Raw genomic sequence first — 19,960 nt, forward strand, 5'->3', positions numbered from 1 at the left:
ACGCCTCCCCGGCGCGACGAATCACCAGTGGTCGGGCCTGATCACCAGTGGTCGGGGCTGAACGGCTCGTCCTCAGGACGCGCGGACCGCGACAAAAGCCGCAGGTCCGACTCGACCATCATCGTCACCAGCTCCTCGAACGTCACCGCCGGCTCCCAGCCGAGCTGCTCGCGGGCCCTCTTCGGGTCGGCGCACAGCAGGTCGACCTCGGCGGGACGCGTGTAGCGGGCGTCCAGGACGACGTGGTCCTCCCAGTTCAGGCCCGCCGTGCGGAACGCGAACTCCACCAGCTCCCGCACCGACTGCGTCTGGCCCGTTCCGATGACGTAGTCCTCGGGGGCGTCCTGCACCAGCATCAGCCGCATCGCGCGGGCGTAGTCGCCCGCGTAGCCCCAGTCGCGCCGCGCGTCCAGGTTGCCGAGCCGAAGCTCGGTCGCCAGGCCCAGCTTGATGCGCGCCGCGCCGAGCGTCACCTTCCGGGTCACGAACTCGGCGCCCCGGCGCGGGGACTCGTGGTTGAACAGGATCCCGCTGACGGCGAACATCCCGTAGGACTCGCGGTAGTTCTGCGTGATGTAGTGCCCGTAGCTCTTGGCCACCCCGTACGGGCTGCGCGGGTGGAACGGCGTCCTCTCGTTCTGCGGCGTCTCCCGCACCATCCCGAACATCTCCGACGACGACGCCTGGTAGAACCGGATCTGCTCGCGGCCCGGCGTCCGGGACGGGCTGATGCCCGACACCACGCGGATCGCCTCCAGCATCCGCAGCACGCCCATGCCGGTCACCTCGGCGGTGAGCTCGGCCTGCTGCCACGACATCGGCACGTAGGAGATCGCGCCCAGGTTGTAGACCTCGTCGGGCTGTACCCGCTCCACCGCCGAGATCAGGCTGCCCTGGTCCAGGAGGTCTCCGGTGGTGATCTGAACGTCGCCGATGTGCTTGCGCAGCCGCGACACATGGGGGTTCGCCTGCCCCCGCACCAGGCCCCAGACCTCGTACCCCAGCCCAAGCAGATGCTCGGCCAGATACGAGCCGTCCTGTCCGGTGATGCCGGTGATGAGTGCTCGCCTGGACAGCGGATCCTCCATGGCTGTAATAGGTCCGACCGGGCCCACCACGGGTGGGACCCGCAACGAGCGTGAAATATGAGATTACCGACCACGCCGCGTCGATGACGAGGGAGGGCACCGTTTGAACCGAATTCACTTCTGGTTCGCCCGCCGGGCCGCCGGTGTGCCACGGTGAGGGCATCATGAGCTCTGCGCTGGTGCCGCCGCTGCGGCTGAACGGCCGCGAGATCGGCCCGCACGCGATCATGGCCGTGGTGAACCGCACACCCGACTCGTTCTTCGACCGGGGCGCCACCTACGGCTTCGACGCGGCCCTCGACGCCGCCGGCCGGGCCGTCGCCGCCGGCGCCGACATCGTCGACATCGGCGGCGTGAAGGCCGGCCCCGGCGAGGACGTCGGCGTCGACGAGGAACTGCGCCGGGTCGTCGACCTGGTCGCCGCCGTCCGCGACCGCCATCCCGGCGTGGTGATCAGCGTCGACACCTGGCGCCCCGAGGTCGGCGAGGCGGTGGCGCGGGCGGGCGCCGACCTGCTCAACGACACCTGGGGCGGCCCCGACCCCCGGCTCGCCGAGGTCGCCGCGGCGCACGGCATCGGCCTGGTCTGCTCGCACGCGGGCGCCCTCGCCCCCCGCACCCGCCCGCACCGGATCGGCTACGCCGACGTCGTCGCCGACGTGATCGCGCACATCACCGCCGAGGCCGAGCGGGCCGCCGCCCTCGGGGTGCGCCGGGACGCGATCCTCATCGACCCCGCCCACGACTTCGGTAAGAACACCCGGCACTCCCTGGAGATCACCCGGCGGCTCGGCGAGCTGACCGCCACCGGGTGGCCGGTACTGGTCGCGGTGTCCAACAAGGACTTCATCGGGGAGACCCTCGGCCGCCCGGTCGGCGCACGCGGCGTCGGCACGATGGCCGTCCTCGGCGTCTCCGCCCTCCTCGGCGCCCGCGCCTTCCGCGTCCACGACGTCGCCGGCGCGCGCCGCGCCCTCGACGCGGTCGCCGCCCTGCGCTCCTGAACGCCTGCGTTCCTGAACGCCCGTGCTCCTGAACGGCCGTGCTCCTGAACGGCCGTCAGTGCGCGGCGGTCTCCTTCTGGGGCGAGTCGGCGCCGGCTTCCCGCTGCCTGGCCCGGTAGGCGGCCACGTGCATGCGGTTGCCGCAGGTGCGGCTGTCGCAGTAGCGGCGGCAGCGGTTGCGCGACAGGTCCACCAGGACCCGTGAGCAGTCGGGCGCCTCGCAGGTGCGCAGCCGGTCCAGTTCGCCCGCCGCCACCACGTACGCCAGCGCCATGCCGCAGTCGGCGGCCAGGTGCTCGCCCAGCGGGGCGCCGGGCGCGAAGAAGTGCACGTGCCAGTCGTAGCCGTCGTGATCGGTCAGGTGGGGGGTGGCGCCGACCGCGCCGACGATCTCGTTGATCTGCCGCACGGCGGACGGGACGTCGCCAGCGCGGAACACCGCGTGGAACCGGGCGCGCAGGTCCAGGACCCGCAGCAGGTCGGCGTCGGTGAGCTCGCCCACGTCGCTGAACGTGTTGCGCTCCACGAACGAGCGCAGGCCGGGCAGCCCGCCGAGGCGCTCGGCGCCGGACGCCGCCGCACCCGTGTTGATCAGGTCGACGACGACGGCGAGCGCGTGCTCGGTGTCATGAGTGAAGATCACAATGACTCCAGTCTCCGGGACCGGGGCGGTCGTGTGCCCGGCGGCGCCGCCGGGGCCGGAACGCGGCCCGTGGCCCCCAACCATATGACGCCGGTCGCCCACGTCCACGCGCACCCCGCCAGGACGTGCCGGTGCGCCACGCGGCCTGATCCGGCCGGAACGTTCCATGCGCGGCGAGGGCCGCGGGCGCGCCCGCGGCGGGGGATCGGCGCCCGTCAGCGCTCGTAGTGGGGGTCGGCGACGACCGGGTAGTAGGCGTCCGTGTGCTGGATCCGCATCGTGACGGCCGCGCCCTCCAGCGTGTAGTCGGCCTTCACCTGACGGAACATCGAGTCGCTCGCCCACGGGTTGTAGAGCCGGCCCACGGTCGCGCCGTAACGCAGATGGACGACGTCGTAGCCGCCGGACGGCATCGACTCCAGCGTGAGGCCGTCGGCGAGGGAGACGGTGAAACGGAACTCCGAGGGGGCGTCGGGTCCGTGGATCACCGTCAGCAGCCGCACGCCGCCGGCCGTCGTCTGCGCGACGATGTCGGTGTCGACGTCGACGCCCACGAACACCCGCAGGCTGGGGCGCAGCACCTGGGCGACGGTGTCCGCCGCCGCCACGTCGATCCCGAGGTGGATCCGCTGCCCGTCCCTGGTCGGCACCCACACGCCGTCACGGGCGCGCTGACCCCAGGCGACTTCCGGATTCTCCATCTCCTGGGGCTCGTTCTTGCCCCGCGCGACCAGAATCCTGGAGGCGGCGCTCATCGCCGCGGCAGCCCCGTCCCGTGCATGCCTCATGGCGGGCCCCCTCGCCTTCTTTCATCACTTGCGTGACTTCGTGCTCATCTTGGGTTTATCACGGGCAAGGCGGACCGGATGCCGCTTGGCTGGCCGTTGGTCGATTCGTGACGTTCGCCCCGTGCGTCGTTGGACCTTACACCACGCTTATACGTGCCGGTCGGGCCAGGCCGTGATCCTCCGCACGGCCGATCACGGCGCCGATGACGGTGCGCATCCGGCCCTTCACGCAGAAAACACTTTGTGCCATGCCGGGAACCTCAGCATCATTGGACACATCGAACAGGACGCGAAAGCACGATGGGGTGAGCCACCGGATAGGCGGCCGGTCTCCAAAACCGGCGGAAAGTGGGTTCGACTCCTACCGCCCCAGCTGAGCGCGGATCACGGGCTTGTGGTGTAACGGCAGCACACTTCCCTTGCAAGGAAGCGATCAGGGTTCGACTCCCTGCTGGTCCACCGGCGGTTCACGCGGCGGGCCGTCCGGGCGCCCGGACGGCCCGCGCTTTCGCCCGGAGGGTTGGCCGAACGGTAAGGCAGCAGTTTCGAAAACTGACGTCGAGGTGACACTCGAAGGGGTTCGACTCCCTTACCCTCCGCCATTCCGGCCTTTTCCGGTCAGGCCGGCACCGGCTCGCCCGCGGTGACCGACTCGGAAAGGTCGGCGAGGACGTCGCCGAGGCGGTCCAGGGCGCCCGCGATCCAGGGCAGCGCCGCCGGGGCGGGGGAGGCCAGGGCCGCGAGCCGCTGCTCGTCGGTCTCCCCGTAGAGCAGGCTCGGCGCCACCCGCATCCGCAGGGCCGCCGGGGCGTCCCCGAACGAGCTGCCGGGCAGGACGCCGACCCCGTAACGCTCCAGCAGCAGATGCGTCAGGTCCCCGGCCGTCCGGATGCCGTGGTTGACCCGCAGCACCTCCCGGACCGGACCGAAGTCGGGGTAAACGTAGAAGGCCGCCTCCGGCCGCGTGACCCGCGCGCCCGCGGCGGCGAACCGGTCGGCGACCGCGCCGGTGATCGCGGCGTGCAGCCGCCGGCTGCGGTCGATGTGCTCGACCAGCTCGGGCGGCTCGGCGAACGCGTACGCGGCGGCGTGCTGCATCGGGGCCGGGGCGCTGGACCAGATCTCGCTCGCCACGCCGAGCAGGCTGTCGCGCAGCGCCCGGCCGAACGGGCCGTCCGGCAGCCGCGCGACGCCGATCCGCCAGCCGCCCGCGGCCAGGCTCTTGCTCAGGGCGGTCGTCACGACGGTCCGCTCCGGCGCGTGCCGGGCCGGGCTCGGTACCTCGCGGCCCGGCACGTGCACCAGGTCGCGGTAGATCTCGTCCGAGATGATCACAAGGTCGTGCTCGCGCGCCACCGCGCACAGCCGCCGCACGGTGTCCGCGGAGGCGATCGTCCCCGTCGGGTTGTCGGGCAGCGTCACCACCACGGCCCGCACGTCCCTGCCCCGCGCGCGGGCCCGCACGACGGCGTCGGCCAGCAGCGCCGGGCTCGGCACACCGCCTTCGCCGGGCGGGGTGGCGACGCGGATCGGCTCGGCGCCCACCAGCGACGTCTGCGCGGCGTAGGTCACCCAGCTCGGCGCCGGCACGACGACATCGCCGCCGAGCGCGGTGAGCAGGGCGTACAGCAGCGGCTTGCTGCCGGGACCGGCGACGACGGCGGACGGGTCGGTGGGCAGCCCGCGCCGCGCCCAGTAGCCGGCGGCGGCGGCGCGCAGCGCGGCGGACCCGGCCACCGGGCCATAGCCGCCGCGGCCCGCGGCGGCGCCGAGCTCGCGGGTCAGGGCGGGGTGGATCGGTATCCCGGCCTCCCCGAAGCCCAGGGGGAGGACGCGCCGGCCCTCCCTGCGCTTGCGCGCGATCGCCTCGTTCACCGCGAGCGTCGCCGACAGCGGGACCGGACGCGGGGTGAAGGGCACCGGCCGGACGGGTGCGGACAGTTTCCGGGCAGGCTCTTTCTGGGCAGGCATCTATGCTCCAAAGGGCATGGCGAAATAGGGATGACGAAACAGCGGTGGGTGACTGCGCAATCCCCCTGTGCGACCCGGCCGGGCTCGATCTCATACTTGCCCGCTTCTAGCATCATCACAAGCGAGTCTCATCGATGGTGACCGTAAGATGGAATGATGCTAGAGCTGCGCCGCCTCCGGCTGCTCGCCGAATTCGCCCGCCGCGGCAGCATCGCCGCGACCGCCGCCGCCCTCGGCTACACGCCGTCGGCGGTCTCCCAGCAGCTGTCCGCGCTGGAGCGGGAGGCCCGCGTCCCGCTGCTGGACCGGACCGCCCGCAGCGCGGAGCTGACCGACGCCGGGCGCCGCCTGGCCGAGCGCGCCGAGGAGATCCTCGGCCTGGTCGAGACCGCCGAGGCGGAGCTGTCGGCGCATTCGGAGACCCCCATGGGGCGCGTCGTCGTCACCGCGTTCCCCACCGCCGCCGTCGCCTTCGCGCCCGCGCTCGCGCAGAGCCTCGGCGAGCATCCCGGGCTGACGTTCGTCCTGCGCCAGACCCGCCGCGGCGACGGCATCCGGCAGGTGCAGAACGGCGAGGTGGACATCGCGCTCATCGACGACTGGACGGGCAAGGTCCCCGACCAGTCGCCCGCCGCCCTGGAGTTCTTCCACCTGCGCCGGGATCCGCTGGTCCTCGTCGTCCCGGCCACGCACCCCATGTCGGACCCCGCGCTGCCCGTGGACCTGCAGCGGCTGCGGGAGGAGCCGTGGATGGCCGCGCCGCCCGGGGAACTGTCCCGGCAGGCCGTCGAGCGGCTCCTGGACACCGTCGGCGGGGCCCGTCCCGTCCCGTGGGAGTTCGAGGGCCTGCACACGATCCTCAGCCTGGTGGCGCGGGGGATCGGCATCACCGCGGTGCCCGCGCTGGCCCTCGCCGCCGGCGACCAGGGCGTGGCGGTGCGGCGCATCCCCGAATGCACGCTGGCCCGCGAGGTCTACGCCGTCACCCGGACCGCGAGCGTGCGCAGGCCGTCGGTGGCGGTCACGCTCAGAGCCATCTACGCGGCGGCTCGCGACGCTCAGCCCGCCCCGCCGGAGAGCTGAGCGAGGGGGCCGCTAAAGTCGGAATCAGGGCCGGGGTCATGCCGGTTCGACTCTGGCCGTTTCCGGACGCCACCCGCACCGAAGGGACGCGGAGCCGAACTAAGAGGGAACGGCCGCGGAACCCGGGTCATCTTTCAAAACGGACATACGGGTGCGGATCATCACGTACGGTGGGGCGAATCGTGAGCACATCCGAGTTCATGCACACCGATCGGGGAGCACATCGCTCGATGGATCGACCGGCGACCATGCCCGCACCGCCTCTCGGGGCGGTGGAACCTCCCACACTCGCGGCGGACACCCCCGCGGAGGAGCCTCGCGCTGTGGAGAGCCGTCCCGCGGAGAGCGCCGCGGCGGTGACCGCGCCCGCGGAGGGCTCCGCCGCTGAGGCCCCACGTGCCGAGACCCCATCGGGGCTCACGCGTGCCGAGGCCCCGTCGGGGCTCACGCGTGCGGCCGGGTCCGAGGAACCGCACGGCGCGGGGCACCTCGTGTTCGAGCTGCCGCGGGTGCCGGCGCTGCTCATGCACGCGCTTCCTCGATTCGTCGAGGGGGTCATCGCCCCCGTCGTGGTGTTCTACGTCGCCCTCATGCTCCTGGGCCTGACCGGGGCGCTCGTCGCCGCCGTCGCCTGGGTGTACGGCGGCATCGTCTACCGGTACGTGCGCGGGCATCCGGTGTCGGGGATGCTGCTGCTGGCGGCGGTCGGCGTGACCGTCCGCGCGGGGCTGGCCGCCGCGACGGGCAGCGCGGTCGTGTACTTCCTGCAGCCGACGCTCGGGACGCTGTGCGTGAGCATGGCCTTCCTCGCCTCGGTGCCGCTCGGCAAGCCGCTGGCGATGAAGCTCGCCAGGGACATGGCGCCGATCCCCGACGCGTTCTACAAGCACGCCAGGGTCCACCGGTTCTTCCTGCGCATCTCGCTGCTGTGGTCGGCGGTCCTGCTCGCGAACGTGGGCGTCAGCCTCTGGATGCTGTTCAGCCAATCGATCAGCATGTACCTGTGGATCCGCACCGGCATCGTCGCCGGGCTCGGCGCGATCGGCATCGCCGTGTCCGTGTGGGGCTTCAAGCGCCTCGTGCGCCACATCAACCGCGAGCCCGCCGAGAGCGTGCCCGCCGCCTGAGCGGCCTCATCCGGCCTGAGCAGTGATCGGCCGCCCCGCGGGCCGAACTTCCGGCCCGTCCGCGGCGTCTCCATTCTCAGATAGTCCGACACGGGCGAATTTTTGAGTTTGGGGGAGTTGTGGCGACTAGGGGCCGTTTCAGGCTGGTGCTGACCGGCGGCACGGGCATGGTGGCGATGCTCATGGTCGGCGGCACGGCCGGCTGCACGGTCGGCGGCGGGGGCAAGCTGGCCGCCGGGAACTCGGGCGAGCCCATGACGATCACGCCGGCCAACGGGACCGCACAGGTCAAGCCGGACGGCACGATCCAGGTGAAGGCCGCCGACGGCAAGCTGCAGAAGGTCACCGTCCAGGGCGAGGGCGCCACGATCACCGGGAAGTTCGGTGACGACCGCAAGACCTGGAGCTCCACCCGGACGATGACGCCCGGAACGTCCTACACCGTCACCGCGCAGGCTCGCGACGACGGCAAGACCCGCACCGTGACCAGTTCCTTCACCACGCTCAAGGCGGCCCAGACGCTCTCGATCGTCGATGTGACCCCGAACGTCGAGGGGGAGAAGGTCGGCGTCGGCATGCCGATCATCGTCCGGTTCGACCGCCCGGTCACCGACAAGGCCGCCGTCGAGCGGGCCCTGCGGGTCAAGCCGGACAAGCCGGTGGAGGGCGCGTGGCGGTGGGTCGCCCCAGACCAGGTGATCTACCGGACGAAGACGTACTGGCAGCCGCACCAGAAGGTCGCCTTCCACGCGACCCTGGCCGGGGTCAACGCGGGCGGCGGCGTCTACGGCGCGAAGGACGCGCAGGCGACCCTCCACATCGGCGCCGCGCAGATCACCACCGGCGACATGCGCAAGCACCACATGACCGTGACCCGGGACGGCGAGAAGCTGCGGACCATCCCGTTCAGCGCGGGCAACGGCCAGACGCGGGAGTACACCACGACCAGCGGCGTCCACCTGCTGATGGGCAAGGGCAACCCCGTCACGATGACGGCTCCCGGCCGCAAGCCGGGCGACCCCGGGTACTACAAGACGGTCGTCGACCACGCGGTCCGCTTCTCCAACAGCGGCGAGTTCGTGCACTCGGCGCCCTGGTCGGTCGGATCGCAGGGCTCGGCGAACGTCAGCCACGGCTGCATCAACGTCAGCCCCGCCAACGCGCGCTGGTACTACGACATCATGCAGCGCGGCGACGTCATCAAGCTGACCGGCACCGACCGCGAGGTCGAGTGGGACAACGGCTGGGGCTACTGGCAGCTGTCCTTCGACAAGTGGCGGCAGGGCAGCGCGCTGGGCTGACCTGCCACGATCGGCGGCGCGCCGCCCGGTCCGCACCGGGCGGCGCGCCGCTCTGCAACGCTTTGATCTCGGAGACCTGCAAAAACCCTGTGACGTGGCATGATCGAGGACTTTTGTCGCTAATGTCTCTCTGGTAGACGGCGGGGTACTGGAGGTTCGAGGTGCAGCGGAGGCTTTCCGCAGGAGTTCGGGCGGGCACGGCGATGGCGGGTGTCGTGTTGCTCCTGGTCACGGCCTGCAGCGGGGGTGAGAAGGACAACGGTGTCACCGTCGGTGAGAAAGCCGACGCGAACGTTCCACAGGTGACGATCGACCCGGGCAACGGGAATGTCAAGGCCGAGCCGGAGGACGGTGTCACGGTCACGGCGGCGGGCGGGACCCTCGACAAGGTCACCGTCACGTACAAGGGGAAGCCGGTCGACGGCGAGATGGCCGCCGACAAGACCACCTGGAAGTCGCGCACGCTGCGTCCCGGCTCCAAGTTCCAGGTCACGGCGGTCGCCACGAGCCCGCAGGGCAAGTCGACCACGGTCAACGCCACGTTCGCCACGCAGCGGGCGGCGCGGGTGCTCGACATCGCCGACGTCACGCCCGGCAAGGACGAGAAGGTCGGGGTCGGCATGCCGATCCGGGTCGTCTTCAACCGCGAGGTGGCCGACAAGAAGGCCGTGGAGAAGGCCCTGGAGGTCAAGTCCACCAAGCCCGCCACCGGGGCGTGGCACTGGGCGAACGACACCACGGCGATCTTCCGCACCAAGAACGGCCAGTACTGGAAGCCCAACCAGGAGATCCAGTTCCGGGCCAAGCTGTCCGGGGTGAAGTCGGCCAAGAACACCTACGGCATGTCCGACTTCAAGCGCGCGTTCCGCATCGGCGACTCGCACATCACCCACATCAGCGCCAAGAGCAAGAAGGCCGTCGCCAAGGAGAACGGCAAGACGGTCCGGACCTGGCCGATCAGCGCCGGCCGGGGCGGGCGCGTGGTCAACGGCGTCGACACCTACCTCACCGCCAGCGGCATCCACCTGACCATGGGCAAGGAGAATCCGGCGATCATGACGTCGGAGTGGATGGGCGTCGATCCGAAGGACAAGAAGAACGGCGGCTACAAGGAGGTCATCCCGTGGGCGGTGAGGATCTCCGCCACCGGCGAGTACGTCCACGAGATGGCCGCGACCGTGTGGGCGCAGGGCCGCCAGAACGTCAGCCACGGCTGCATCAACTCGCCGCCCAAGGACGCCCGCTGGTTCTACAAGTGGTCCTACCGGGGCGACCCGGTGATCATCACCGGCAGCAAGCGCGGCCTTGACCCGTTCAACGGCTGGAGCTACTACGAGATGTCCTGGAAGCGCTGGGTCGAGGGCAGCGCGCTCGACCGCACGGTGACGACCGGCTGACGTTAACCGGGCCCGCCGCCGGGAAGGAGCCGGACACGGCCGCCTTCGACGGGGGACCCGGTGAACGAACCAGACCGCAAGCCGAGACTGCGGCGCCGCGTCCGGCGCAGGGCACACCGTGTTCTGCGCCGGGCGGCGCTATGGACCTTACGTCCGCTCCGATGGAGGCGCGTACCGCCGCCGGGTGAGCGGCTCCACGTCCGCGTCCTCCTGCAGAACGCGCACGGGACGGGCGGCACGATCCGCACCGTCCTGAACCTCTGCGGGCCCCTGACGCGCGACCACGACATCGAGATCGTCAGCGCCCTGAAGGGGAACCCGAAACCGTTCTTCCCGCTGCCCGCCGGCGCCGCGGTCACCTACGCCGACGACCGCTTCGCCCCCAAGGGCAGGACGGCCCGCCTCCTGGGCCGGTTCCCGAGCCTGCTGATCCCGGCGGAGGAGTCGTCCTTCCGCTACATGAGCCTCTGGACGGACGTGTGCCTCCTGCGCGCCCTCCACCGCACGCCGTGCGACGTGCTCATCGCGACCCGGCCGTCGCTCATCCTGCTGGCCGCCGAGCTCACGCCGCGCGGCACCGCGACGATCGGGCAGGACCACATGAGCCTGGAGTCCTACCAGCCGCCCCTCCGGCGGCAGGTCGTGCGCGCCTACCGCCGGCTCACCGTGCTCAGCGTCCTCACCGCGCCGGCCCGCGCCGGCTACGAGGCGGCCCTCGCCGGATCCGGCGTCCGCATCGTCCGGATCCCCAACGCCTCGCCGCCGCTGCCGGGCCGGCCGTCCCGGCGCGAGCACGAGGTCGTGCTGGCCGCCGGCCGCCTCGTCGCCAACAAGGGCTTCGACCTGCTGATCCGCGCCTACGCGCCGATCGCCGCCGAGCATCCCGGCTGGACGCTGCGCATCTTCGGCTCCGGGCTGCGCCGGGAACGGCTCGCCGCGCTGATCGCCGAACTCGGCCTGACCGGACGGGTCGAGCTGAGCGGTTTCACCCGCGACCTGCACGGCGAGATGGCGCGCGCGTCGATCTACGTCCTGTCGTCCCGCCGCGAGGGCATGCCGATGGTCATCATCGAGGCCATGGGGATGGGACTGCCGGTCGTGTCGTTCGACTGCCCCTTCGGCCCGCCGGAGCTGATCACGCACGGGCACGACGGGCTGCTGGTCCCGACCGGGGACGTGGACGCGCTCACCGCCGCGCTCCGCGAGCTGATCGCCGACCCCGGCCTCCGCGACCGGCTCGGCGAGCAGGCCCGGCGGTCCGCGCGCGCCTACGACCTGGAGCACATCGGCGCGCGCTGGTCACGCCTCATCTCCGGGCTCCGCCCGTTCCCGCCGCACGACTTCACCGGCAAGCCCGAGAAGTCGCGGCGCATCCCGGCCTGAGCGTCCCCACCGGAGGCCGGCGGCGCCGGCGGCGGCTCAGCCGCGCCGCAGGAGGCCGCGGACGAAGGCCGCCTGGCCGGCATGCTGCAGGTCATCGGAGATCACGCTGATCAGCCGCACGGCCAGCGTGACCGGCGGGTCCCATGCGCGGTCCACGACGCGGTCCAGATCGTCGTCGGTGAGCGAACCCACGTACTCGACGGTCCGGTCGTGCACGGCGTCGTGATAGCCGGTCAGCAGCTCCGCCGAGTCGACCTGGACCGCCGCGACCTCGTCCGCCGTGTGGCCGTAGCCGGTGTCGGACGGGTCGAGCGGGAGCCCGAACCGGCCGGCCCAGCCGTCCCGCGTCCACACCTGGGCGGTGCCGGCGGCGCCGGCGATGTGATCGTCCTGGACGCGGGTGAGGTGCCAGACGAGCCAGCCGATCGGGTTGGCCCCCTCACCGGCGCGGTAGGCGAGCTGCCGCGGGGTGAGCCCGCCGGCCGCGTCGTGGACCGCCTCCCGGATCCGGCCGAACGCGTCGGTGAGCAGTTGCGCGCTGGTCATTGCCCTGACGCTACCCGAACGGGCCCGCGCGTTCAGGACCTCGCCCCGCCGCGGCGCGGCGGGTTCCGGCATTCCGCTTGATACTCAACGTGATGCGTACGATCCTTAGCGTGATCGGTGAGGGCGGCTCACCGGGCGGGACGACTCGGATGCTCGGGGAGGGGTGCGGATGCCGGTGGCGTGCGTCCCGCCAGGGGTGTCGGGCGGATCATGTCCGACGCCTTGACCTCGGTGTTCGGCATCGAGCCGGGCGACCACGCGTACGTCCGGTACGCCGGCGAGGACGAGCGCCGCCGGCTGCGGGCCGCGCACGTGACCGCCGCCGCCGTCCGCGGTGAGCGGGCCGTCTTCGTCGACGCCGTCGCCCGCGACGGCCACGACGCCCGCGCTCTGCCCGGCGGCGGGCAGGTGATCGTCCTGACTCCCGGTGAGGCGGGGTTCGCCGGCGGGCGGCTGGACGTCCCGCGGCTGATCCGGGTGCTGGACGCGCAGGCCGCCGACGCCGCCCGGCTGGGCCTGCGGGGGCTGAGGATGTGCGTGGACGTGGCCGGGGTCCTGGCGGGCGCGCCGGAGGCCGCGGCCGCCGACGTCGGCCGGCCGGGCCGCTGCCCGCTGACCGTCCTGCGGGACCGGCCCCGCCCCCCGGCCGTGATCTGCCACGGCGATCGGCTCCGGCTGCCCGAGGCGGTCCTGCCCGCCCTAGCGGAGCGGCACCCGCTGACACTGGACGCGGCGACGGCCCTGGCACGGCACCCGCTGCTGTGTGTCCGGCCCGTGCGCGACCCGGCCGGGCTGTGCCTGGAGGGGGAGATCGACGACTCGAACATCGGCCTGCTGACGAGGGCGCTGGAGACGGCGCCGCTGGACGGACGGGACCTGCGGCTGTACGTCCGGGGCCTGCGGTTCGCCGATGTGCGGGCGGTGCGGCTGCTGGCACACGCGGCCGAGGCGATGCCGGACGGCCACCGGCTCGTCCTGCACGCGCCCGGTCCGGTGATCAGGGCCGTCCTGCGCCTCTACGCGTGGGATCGCCGGATCGTGGTGGAAGAGGGGGACCGGGGGTGAGAGGTTCTGCGTTCGTCCATCAGGGCTGCCTGTACGCCGACGACGACGAGTTCCTGCGGATGGCCGTGCCGTTCATCGACGAGGGCCTGCGGCGGGACGAGCCGGTGCTGGTCGCCACCACGCCGGTCAACCTCGATCTGGTGCAGACCGCCCTCGGGCGGCACGCGCGGAAGGTCGACTACGCCGAGACCGCGTTCTTCGGCCGCCGCCCGCCGCAGCGCGTCGCCGCCTTCACCGGCTACCGGCACCGGCATCCCCGCGCCGGCCGGGTCCGGATCATCGCCGAACCCGTCTGGGCGGGGCGGTCCGCCCGGCAGGTCGAGGCCTGGGAGTGCATGGAGTCCGCGCTCAACGCCGTACTGGCCGGCACCGGCATCCACATGATCTGCCCCTATGACGCGCGCACCGTCGAACCGGAGATCGTCGGCAACGCGCTGCGCACCCATCCGCACATGGTGGACGGCGCCGACGTGGCCGCGAGCCCCCGCTACACCGAGCCCGTCTCGTTCGTCCGCGCGCGGGCCGCGCCGCTGCCCCGCCGCCCGGACGACGCCGTCACGCTGACGTTCGGCGGGGACCTCAGCCGGATGCGGCACGCCGTCGTGATGGAGAGCGCGATGCTCGGGCTGGCCGGCGAACGCCTGATGATCTTCTCCGCCGCGGTCGGCGAACTGCTCACCGGAGCGCCCGGCGCCGGGGCGGAACGGCCGAGCGTCGCGCTGTGGGTGCGGCCCGGCGAGGTCGTGTGCGACATCCGCCTGCCCGCCACCACGTCCCTCGACCCGTTCATCGGGCTGCACCCGCCGACGCTGGACCCGAGGCCGGGCGACGGGTTCTGGCTCGCCCGGCAGATCTGCGACCACCTCGACGTGCGGCCCGCACCCGACGGCACCACGATCCGGCTGCACACCCCGAACCTGCGCTCCGCCGAAACGCACCACGGCGGATCACCGCTGGACGGGTGAGGCGAGACCGGCGTGGTCCGCGTCCCCGCCGCCGACGCCCGGCCGCCCGGCGGGCTCGCGGGCGGGCAGCCGGACGGTGACGACGAGTCCGCCGCCGGGACGCGGCGCGGCGGTCACGGTGCCGCCGTGCGCGGTCGCCGTCGCGCGGACGATCGACAGGCCCAGCCCGGAGCCGCGGTCGGAGCGCACCCGGTCGTTGCCGAGCCGGCGGAACGGCTCGAAGATCGTCTCGATCTCGTAGGCGGGCACGACCGGCCCGGTGTTGGTGACGACGACCTCCGCCCAGCCGTCCTTCTCCCCGGTGGCGACCGCCAGGTCACCGCCGTCGTGGTTGTGCCGGATCGCGTTCTCGACCAGGTTCTGCACGAGCCGCTCGACGAGGACGGGATCGCCCGAGGCGGGCGCCGGGCCGAGGCCGCGCACGGCGACCACGCCCCTGGCCTCGGCCTCGGCGGCCGCCTGGTCGAGGACGTGGCCCGCCACGTCCGCCAGGTCCAGCGGCCCGGCGCCGGTCACGGCGTTCTCGGTGCCCGCGAGGGTGAGGAGCCCGTCGATGAGCCGCTCGTGCCGCCCGTTGACGACCAGCAGCGACTCGCCGAGCCGCTTGACGTCGTCGGTGGCGTCGGGGCGGCGCACCGCCACGTCCACGAGCGTCCGGTTGATGGCGAGCGGGGTGCGCAGCTCGTGGGAGGCGTTCGCGACGAAGCGGCGCTGGCCGTCGAACGCCCCGGCCAGCCGGCCGAGCATGGTGTCGAAGGCGTCCGCCAGCTCCTTGACGTCGTCGCGCGGGCCCTCGTAGGAGATCCGCTCGCTGAGGTCGTGGCTGCGCGCCACCCGGCCCGCCGTCTCGGTGATCTTGTGGACGGGACGCAGCGCACGGTCGGCGAGCAGCCATCCGAAACCGAGCCCCGCCGCGCCCACGACCCCGAGGGCGATGCCGCCCTGGGTCAGGAGCGCGCTCAGCGTCTCCCGCTGGTAGTCCTCGCGCCCCTGGACCAGGAAGCCCTCGACCGTCCGGATCGTGGCCTCGTTGTTCATCGGGGGCGGGGCGGCGAACTCGTTCGCCTGACCCCGGGCCATGAGCACCCGGTCCGCGTTGACGGCCGGTTCGCTCTGCCGCTGAAGACTGCTCTGCACCAGGATGTAGGTCAGGCCCAGCAGGACCACGCCCGTGCACAGGAACAGGCCGGTGTACAGCAGCGTGAGCCGCATCCGGATCGTGGGCCGCAGACGCCTGGCGAACCCCGTTGAGCCGGTGAACCCCGTCGCCCCGGTGAGCCCTGTCGAATCGGTGAGCTTCGTCATGGAATCCGGTACCCCACTCCAGGGACGGTCTCGATGACCGGGGGATCGCCGAGTTTGCGGCGCAGCTTCATCAGCGTCACCCGGACGGTGTTGGTGAACGGGTCGGCGTGCTCGTCCCAGACCTTCTCCAGCAGCCGCTCGGCGGACACGATCGTCCCGTCCGCGCGCAGCAGTTCGGCCAGAAGCCCGAACTCCTTGCGCGCCAGATGCACGTAGCGCCCGTCCCGGTACACCTCCCGGCGGGACGGGTCGAGCCGGATGCCGGCGCGTTCCAGGGTCGGCGGAGCCGCCGCACGGGCGCGGCGGCCGAGCGCCTGGACCCGCGCCACCAGCTCCTCGAACGCGAACGGCTTGGTCAGATAGTCGTCGGCGCCGATCCGGAGCCCATCGACCCTCGCCGGGACGGTCACGGCGGCGGTGAGCATCAGCACCCGGACCAGCGCGCCGGACTCCACCACCGCGCGGCACACGTCGTCGCCGTGCACGACCGGCAGATCCCGGTCCAGGACGAGGATGTCGTAGTCGTGCACGCCTAGCCTTTCGAGCGCCGCGTCCCCGTCGTAGACGACGTCCACGGCGAGGGCCTCGGCCCTGAGTCCCTCGGCGATCGAGTCCGCGAGCATCCGCTCGTCCTCGGCGATCAGTACCCGCACGGTCGTCCTCCCCTGCCGTCCTGTCCCCGGCAAGCTTCGGGCACCGGGCGTAACGCCGGCATAACGCGATCTGGTTACGCCGGGGTTATCGGCCCGCGGCTGAACTTGCGGACGCCGTCGGCGCACCGTCCGGCGGAGACGACGAGGAGACCGACCGATGCGACGACGGACGTTCGCGGCACTGGCCCTGGTCCCGGCTCTGGCCCTCGGCCTGCAGGGCTGCGGGGGCGACGGCGGCGGCTCAGGCGGGAGCACCGCCAAGGCGGCCAGCGACCAGGAGAAGATGCGCAAGTTCGCGCAGTGCATGCGCGACAACGGGATCGACATGCCGGATCCGTCGGGCGACGGCAGGGTGACCGTCCGCAAGAGCCGAGGCCCTTCGCAGGGCGGCGGCGGCCCCGGCGAGGACGACGAGATGATGGCGGCGCAGAAGAAGTGCCGGCACCTGATGCCGAACGGCGGCAAGCCGCCGGAGCTGAAGCCGGAGGAGGTGGCGAAGCTGCGCGCCTTCTCCAAGTGCATGCGCGACAACGGCATCAGCGAATACCCCGACCCCGACGCCGACGGCCGCATGCTGCTGAAGGCCGGGCCCGGCACCGGAATCGACCCGGAGAGCCAGAAGTTCCAGGCAGCGCAGAAAGCGTGCGACAAGCACATGCCCGGCGACAAGGGCCCGCGCTTCAGCAGCAAGGTCGGCGACTAGTGTCCAGGACGCGCACCGCCGTCCTGGGCGCGGCGGGACTGGTCGTCGTCGGCGGCGCGGGCCTCGCGACCGCCGGCCTCGGCGGCGGTGACGGCGGCTCGGCCGCCGCGCACGGTTCCCTGCCGCCCGCGACGGCGCCGATCGAGCGGACGACGCTGGTCGAGACCCAGGACGTGGAGGGCGCGCTCGGGTACGGCGCCGCCCGCACGGTCACCGGTGCGGGCCGCGGCACCCTCACCTGGCTGCCCGGCGCCGGTTCCGTGATCTCCAGGGGGCGGCCGGTGTACCGGGTCGACAACAAGCCGGTGCCGCTTCTGTACGGCAAGCTGCCCCTGTACCGGACGCTCTTCACCGGGAAGGAGGGCGCGGACGTCAGGCAGCTCGAACAGAACCTGCGGGCCCTCGGCTACACCGGATTCACCGTCGACGACGCCTACAGCGCCGCGACCGCGGCGGCCGTGAAGCGCTGGCAGGACGACCTCGGCGTCGAGGAGACCGGCAGGGTGGAGCGCGGAGCGGCCGCGATCGCGTCCGGGCGGATCCGGGTGGCCGAGCGCAAGGCCCATGTCGGCGACGAACTCGGCGGCCCCGTCCTCACCTACACCGGCACGACCCGCGTCGTGAGCGTCGACCTCGACGTCCGGTACCAGCGGCTTGCGAAGAAGGGCGCGGAGGTGGAGATCGAGCTGCCGTCCGGCGACACCGCCAAGGGGAAGATCACCTCGGTCGGGAAGGTCGCCGAGCAGGGCGAGCAGGACCGGCCGGCCACGGTCGAGGTGACGATCGCGGTGGGCGGCCAGAAGTCGCTCGGCTCCTACGACAAGGCGCCCGTCGGGGTGCGCCTCACCGCGAACCGGCACCGCGACGTCCTCGCGGTGCCGATCGGAGCGCTGCTCGCGCAGGGTGACGGCGGCTACGCGGTGCAGGTCGTCCAGGACGGGCGCGTCCGCACGGTGCCGGTGGAGACCGGCGTGTTCACCGAGGGCCAGGTCGAGATCTCCGGGTCCGGCCTCGCCGAGGGCATGAAGGTCGGGGTCCCCTCATGAGCCCGGTCGTGGAGCTCCGGGAGGTCACCAAGACCTACCCGGGCGAGGTCGTCGCGCTGGACGCGGTGTCGCTGGTGGTCGAGGCGGGCGAGTCCGTCGCGATCGTCGGCCCGTCCGGATCAGGGAAGTCGACGATGCTGCACATGATCGGCACGCTGGACCGGCCGAGCGGCGGCACCGTCCTCATCGAGGGCGGGGACGTGTCGCGGCTGCCGGACCGGCGCCTGTCGGCGCTGCGCGCCCGCCGGATCGGCTTCGTGTTCCAGCAGTTCCACCTCGCCGCCGGCGTGAGCGCGCTCGGCAACGTCGCCGACGGGCTGCTGTACGGGGGCGTGCCGCCGGCGCAGAGGCGGCGCCGGGCCCGCCGCGCCCTGGAACGCGTGGGGCTCGGGCATCGCCTCGGCCACCGGCCGCACCAGCTGTCCGGCGGGGAGAAGCAGCGGGTCGCGATCGCCCGCGCGGTGGTGGGGGAGCCTCCGCTGCTGCTGGCCGACGAGCCGACCGGCGCGCTGGACTCCGCGTCGGGCGCGGGCGTCCTGGACCTGCTGCGCGAGCTGTCCGGCGCCGGGACGACCGTCGTCCTCATCACCCACGACCGGGACATCGCGGCGCTCATGCCACGGCAGGTGCGGATGCGCGACGGCCGGATCGTCCACGACGGCGCACGGCTGGAGGCCGCACGATGAACGCGAAGACCCCGCCCGGGGACGCGCCGGCCCGGCTCGGCCCCGGGGACGTGCTGCGGGTCGGCGCCGCCGGCCTGCGGTCCCGCCCGGCGCGGGTGTTCCTGTCCGCCCTCGGCATCGCGATCGGCATCGCCGCGATGATCGGCGTGGTCGGCATCTCGACGTCCAGCCGCGCGCAGCTCCAGGTCACCCTCGACCGGCTCGGCACCAACCTGCTCACCGCCGGGCCGGGCGAGGACTTCTTCGGTGACGCCTCGAAGCTTCCCGAGGAGTCGGTCGGCATGGTGGCGCGGATGCCCGGCGTCGAGTCGGCGTCGGCCACGGCGAAGCTGGAGGACGCCAAGGTCTACCGCAACGACCACATTCCGGAGGGGCAGAGCGGCGGGATCAGCGTCCTCGCGGCCCGCCTCGACCTGCCCCGCACCGTCGGCCTCACCACGGCCGCCGGAACCTGGCTCAACACGGGCACCGCGCGGTACCCGGCCGTGGTGCTCGGGTCGGCGGCCGCCGAACGGCTCGGCGTCGCGGCGCCCAACGTCCAGGTGTGGCTGGGCTCCCAGTGGTTCACCGTCGTCGGCATCCTGAACCCGAACGAGCTGGCGCCCGAACTGGACGCCGCCGCGCTGGTCGGCTGGGACGCCGCCGCGGCCCATCTCGGCTTCGACGGCCACCCGACCACCGTCTACACCCGCGCCCGCGACGACGCGGTCACGAAGGTGCGGGAGCTGCTCGCCGCGACCGCCAACCCGCAGGCGCCGAACGAGGTCGAGGTCAGCCGCCCGTCGGACGCGCTCGCCGCCGAGAACGCCGCCGACCGGGCGTTCACCGGCCTGCTCCTCGGCCTCGGGGGTGTCGCGCTGCTGGTCGGCGGCGTCGGCGTCGCCAACACGATGGTCATCTCGGTCCTGGAGCGCCGCGCCGAGATCGGCCTTCGCCGCTCCCTGGGCGCGACCCGCGGCCAGATCAGGCTGCAGTTCCTCACCGAGTCGCAGCTGCTGGCCGCGCTCGGCGGCGTCGGCGGCGTGGTCCTCGGCATCGTCGTCACCGCGGGCTTCGCGGTGACGCAGGACTGGCCGACCGTCGTCCCGGTCTGGGCGATGGCCGGCGGCATCCTCGCGACCCTCGTCATCGGCGGCGTCGCCGGCCTGTACCCGGCCGTCCGCGCCGCCCGCCTGGCCCCCACGGAGGCGCTGTCCTAGCGGAGGA

At 72.8% G+C, this 19,960-nt stretch carries 19 protein-coding genes and 3 tRNA genes; 15 read left to right on the forward strand and 7 right to left on the reverse strand.

Going from position 1 to position 19,960, the window contains the following annotated elements; translation table 11 throughout:
* Window positions 1-41: 41 nt before the first annotated feature.
* Complete coding sequence (locus AB0C35_RS39295) at window positions 42-1,076, reverse strand: GDP-mannose 4,6-dehydratase (protein WP_358467509.1); 1,035 nt, start codon at window positions 1,074-1,076, stop codon at window positions 42-44.
* A 176-nt stretch (window positions 1,077-1,252) separates the two neighbouring features.
* On the opposite strand from AB0C35_RS39295, the gene folP reads away from it, so the two are divergent.
* Window positions 1,253-2,092 (forward strand): dihydropteroate synthase, encoded by an 840-nt coding sequence (gene folP, locus AB0C35_RS39300; RefSeq protein WP_358467430.1) that lies wholly within the window; start codon window positions 1,253-1,255, stop codon window positions 2,090-2,092.
* Between the two features lie 55 nt (window positions 2,093-2,147).
* Here folP and AB0C35_RS39305 read toward each other — a convergent pair whose 3' ends face one another.
* Both AB0C35_RS39305 and AB0C35_RS39310 read right to left on the reverse strand, forming a co-directional pair.
* A complete protein-coding gene (locus AB0C35_RS39305; RefSeq protein ID WP_358467432.1) occupies window positions 2,148-2,735 on the reverse strand; it encodes a CGNR zinc finger domain-containing protein in 588 nt (195 codons plus the stop codon).
* 215 nt (window positions 2,736-2,950) lie between these two features.
* Complete coding sequence (locus AB0C35_RS39310) at window positions 2,951-3,523, reverse strand: hypothetical protein (protein WP_358467434.1); 573 nt, start codon at window positions 3,521-3,523, stop codon at window positions 2,951-2,953.
* A gap of 301 nt (window positions 3,524-3,824) precedes the next feature.
* Between AB0C35_RS39310 and AB0C35_RS39315 the strand changes: the two genes are divergently transcribed.
* From AB0C35_RS39315 to AB0C35_RS39325, 3 genes are all read left to right on the forward strand, one after another.
* A tRNA-Trp gene (locus tag AB0C35_RS39315) sits at window positions 3,825-3,896 on the forward strand.
* Window positions 3,897-3,911: 15 nt separating this feature from the next.
* Window positions 3,912-3,982, forward strand: a tRNA-Ala gene (locus tag AB0C35_RS39320).
* A gap of 55 nt (window positions 3,983-4,037) precedes the next feature.
* A tRNA-Ser gene (locus tag AB0C35_RS39325) sits at window positions 4,038-4,125 on the forward strand.
* A 16-nt stretch (window positions 4,126-4,141) separates the two neighbouring features.
* Here the strand turns inward: AB0C35_RS39325 and AB0C35_RS39330 are convergent.
* Window positions 4,142-5,494 (reverse strand): pyridoxal phosphate-dependent aminotransferase, encoded by a 1,353-nt coding sequence (locus tag AB0C35_RS39330; protein WP_358467436.1) that lies wholly within the window; start codon window positions 5,492-5,494, stop codon window positions 4,142-4,144.
* Between the two features lie 156 nt (window positions 5,495-5,650).
* On the opposite strand from AB0C35_RS39330, the gene AB0C35_RS39335 reads away from it, so the two are divergent.
* From AB0C35_RS39335 to AB0C35_RS39355, 5 genes are all read left to right on the forward strand, one after another.
* Window positions 5,651-6,577, forward strand: a complete 927-nt coding sequence (locus AB0C35_RS39335; protein WP_358467438.1) for a LysR family transcriptional regulator — start codon at window positions 5,651-5,653, stop codon at window positions 6,575-6,577.
* A gap of 323 nt (window positions 6,578-6,900) precedes the next feature.
* The gene (locus AB0C35_RS39340; RefSeq protein WP_358467439.1) at window positions 6,901-7,704 is read left to right on the forward strand and encodes a VC0807 family protein; all 804 of its coding nucleotides are present in this window, start codon (window positions 6,901-6,903) and stop codon (window positions 7,702-7,704) included.
* A 119-nt stretch (window positions 7,705-7,823) separates the two neighbouring features.
* A complete protein-coding gene (locus tag AB0C35_RS39345; protein WP_358467441.1) occupies window positions 7,824-9,005 on the forward strand; it encodes an Ig-like domain-containing protein in 1,182 nt (393 codons plus the stop codon).
* Window positions 9,006-9,307: 302 nt separating this feature from the next.
* The gene (locus AB0C35_RS39350; protein WP_358467443.1) at window positions 9,308-10,402 is read left to right on the forward strand and encodes an Ig-like domain-containing protein; all 1,095 of its coding nucleotides are present in this window, start codon (window positions 9,308-9,310) and stop codon (window positions 10,400-10,402) included.
* 60 nt (window positions 10,403-10,462) lie between these two features.
* Complete coding sequence (locus tag AB0C35_RS39355; protein ID WP_358467445.1) at window positions 10,463-11,785, forward strand: glycosyltransferase family 4 protein; 1,323 nt, start codon at window positions 10,463-10,465, stop codon at window positions 11,783-11,785.
* A gap of 36 nt (window positions 11,786-11,821) precedes the next feature.
* On the opposite strand, the gene AB0C35_RS39360 is transcribed toward AB0C35_RS39355, so the two are convergent.
* Entirely contained in the window at window positions 11,822-12,331 is a 510-nt protein-coding gene (locus AB0C35_RS39360; protein ID WP_358467447.1) for a DUF664 domain-containing protein, read from the reverse strand.
* A 210-nt stretch (window positions 12,332-12,541) separates the two neighbouring features.
* On the opposite strand from AB0C35_RS39360, the gene AB0C35_RS39365 reads away from it, so the two are divergent.
* Both AB0C35_RS39365 and AB0C35_RS39370 read left to right on the forward strand, forming a co-directional pair.
* Window positions 12,542-13,396: an STAS domain-containing protein gene (locus AB0C35_RS39365; protein WP_358467449.1), complete on the forward strand. Its 855-nt coding sequence runs from the start codon at window positions 12,542-12,544 to the stop codon at window positions 13,394-13,396.
* A complete protein-coding gene (locus AB0C35_RS39370) occupies window positions 13,393-14,361 on the forward strand; it encodes a sensor histidine kinase (protein WP_358467451.1) in 969 nt (322 codons plus the stop codon). Before AB0C35_RS39365 ends, AB0C35_RS39370 begins: the two co-directional genes overlap by 4 nt.
* Here AB0C35_RS39370 and AB0C35_RS39375 read toward each other — a convergent pair.
* Both AB0C35_RS39375 and AB0C35_RS39380 read right to left on the reverse strand, forming a co-directional pair.
* Window positions 14,344-15,666 (reverse strand): HAMP domain-containing sensor histidine kinase, encoded by a 1,323-nt coding sequence (locus AB0C35_RS39375; RefSeq protein WP_358467453.1) that lies wholly within the window; start codon window positions 15,664-15,666, stop codon window positions 14,344-14,346. The genes AB0C35_RS39370 and AB0C35_RS39375 overlap by 18 nt on opposite strands.
* Complete coding sequence (locus tag AB0C35_RS39380; RefSeq protein WP_358467455.1) at window positions 15,663-16,319, reverse strand: response regulator transcription factor; 657 nt, start codon at window positions 16,317-16,319, stop codon at window positions 15,663-15,665. The genes AB0C35_RS39375 and AB0C35_RS39380 overlap by 4 nt, the downstream gene beginning before the upstream one ends.
* Before the next feature lie 157 nt (window positions 16,320-16,476).
* Here AB0C35_RS39380 and AB0C35_RS39385 point away from each other — a divergent pair, with 157 nt between their 5' ends.
* Genes AB0C35_RS39385 through AB0C35_RS39400 form a run of 4 tightly spaced genes read left to right on the forward strand, consistent with a single transcriptional unit; the run spans window position 16,477 to window position 19,953 of the window.
* Window positions 16,477-17,022, forward strand: coding sequence for a hypothetical protein (locus AB0C35_RS39385; protein ID WP_358467457.1), 546 nt, complete (start codon window positions 16,477-16,479; stop codon window positions 17,020-17,022).
* The gene (locus AB0C35_RS39390; RefSeq protein ID WP_358467459.1) at window positions 17,022-18,068 is read left to right on the forward strand and encodes a peptidoglycan-binding protein; all 1,047 of its coding nucleotides are present in this window, start codon (window positions 17,022-17,024) and stop codon (window positions 18,066-18,068) included. Before AB0C35_RS39385 ends, AB0C35_RS39390 begins: the two co-directional genes overlap by 1 nt.
* Window positions 18,065-18,754: an ABC transporter ATP-binding protein gene (locus tag AB0C35_RS39395; RefSeq protein ID WP_358467461.1), complete on the forward strand. Its 690-nt coding sequence runs from the start codon at window positions 18,065-18,067 to the stop codon at window positions 18,752-18,754. The genes AB0C35_RS39390 and AB0C35_RS39395 overlap by 4 nt, the downstream gene beginning before the upstream one ends.
* On the forward strand, window positions 18,751-19,953 hold the full coding sequence (locus tag AB0C35_RS39400; protein ID WP_358467463.1) for an ABC transporter permease: 1,203 nt from the start codon (window positions 18,751-18,753) through the stop codon (window positions 19,951-19,953). The genes AB0C35_RS39395 and AB0C35_RS39400 overlap by 4 nt, the downstream gene beginning before the upstream one ends.
* The last annotated feature ends 7 nt before the right edge of the window (window positions 19,954-19,960 follow it).

The organism is Spirillospora sp. NPDC048819 (genome assembly GCF_040650055.1).
Lineage (GTDB): Bacteria > Actinomycetota > Actinomycetes > Streptosporangiales > Streptosporangiaceae > Spirillospora.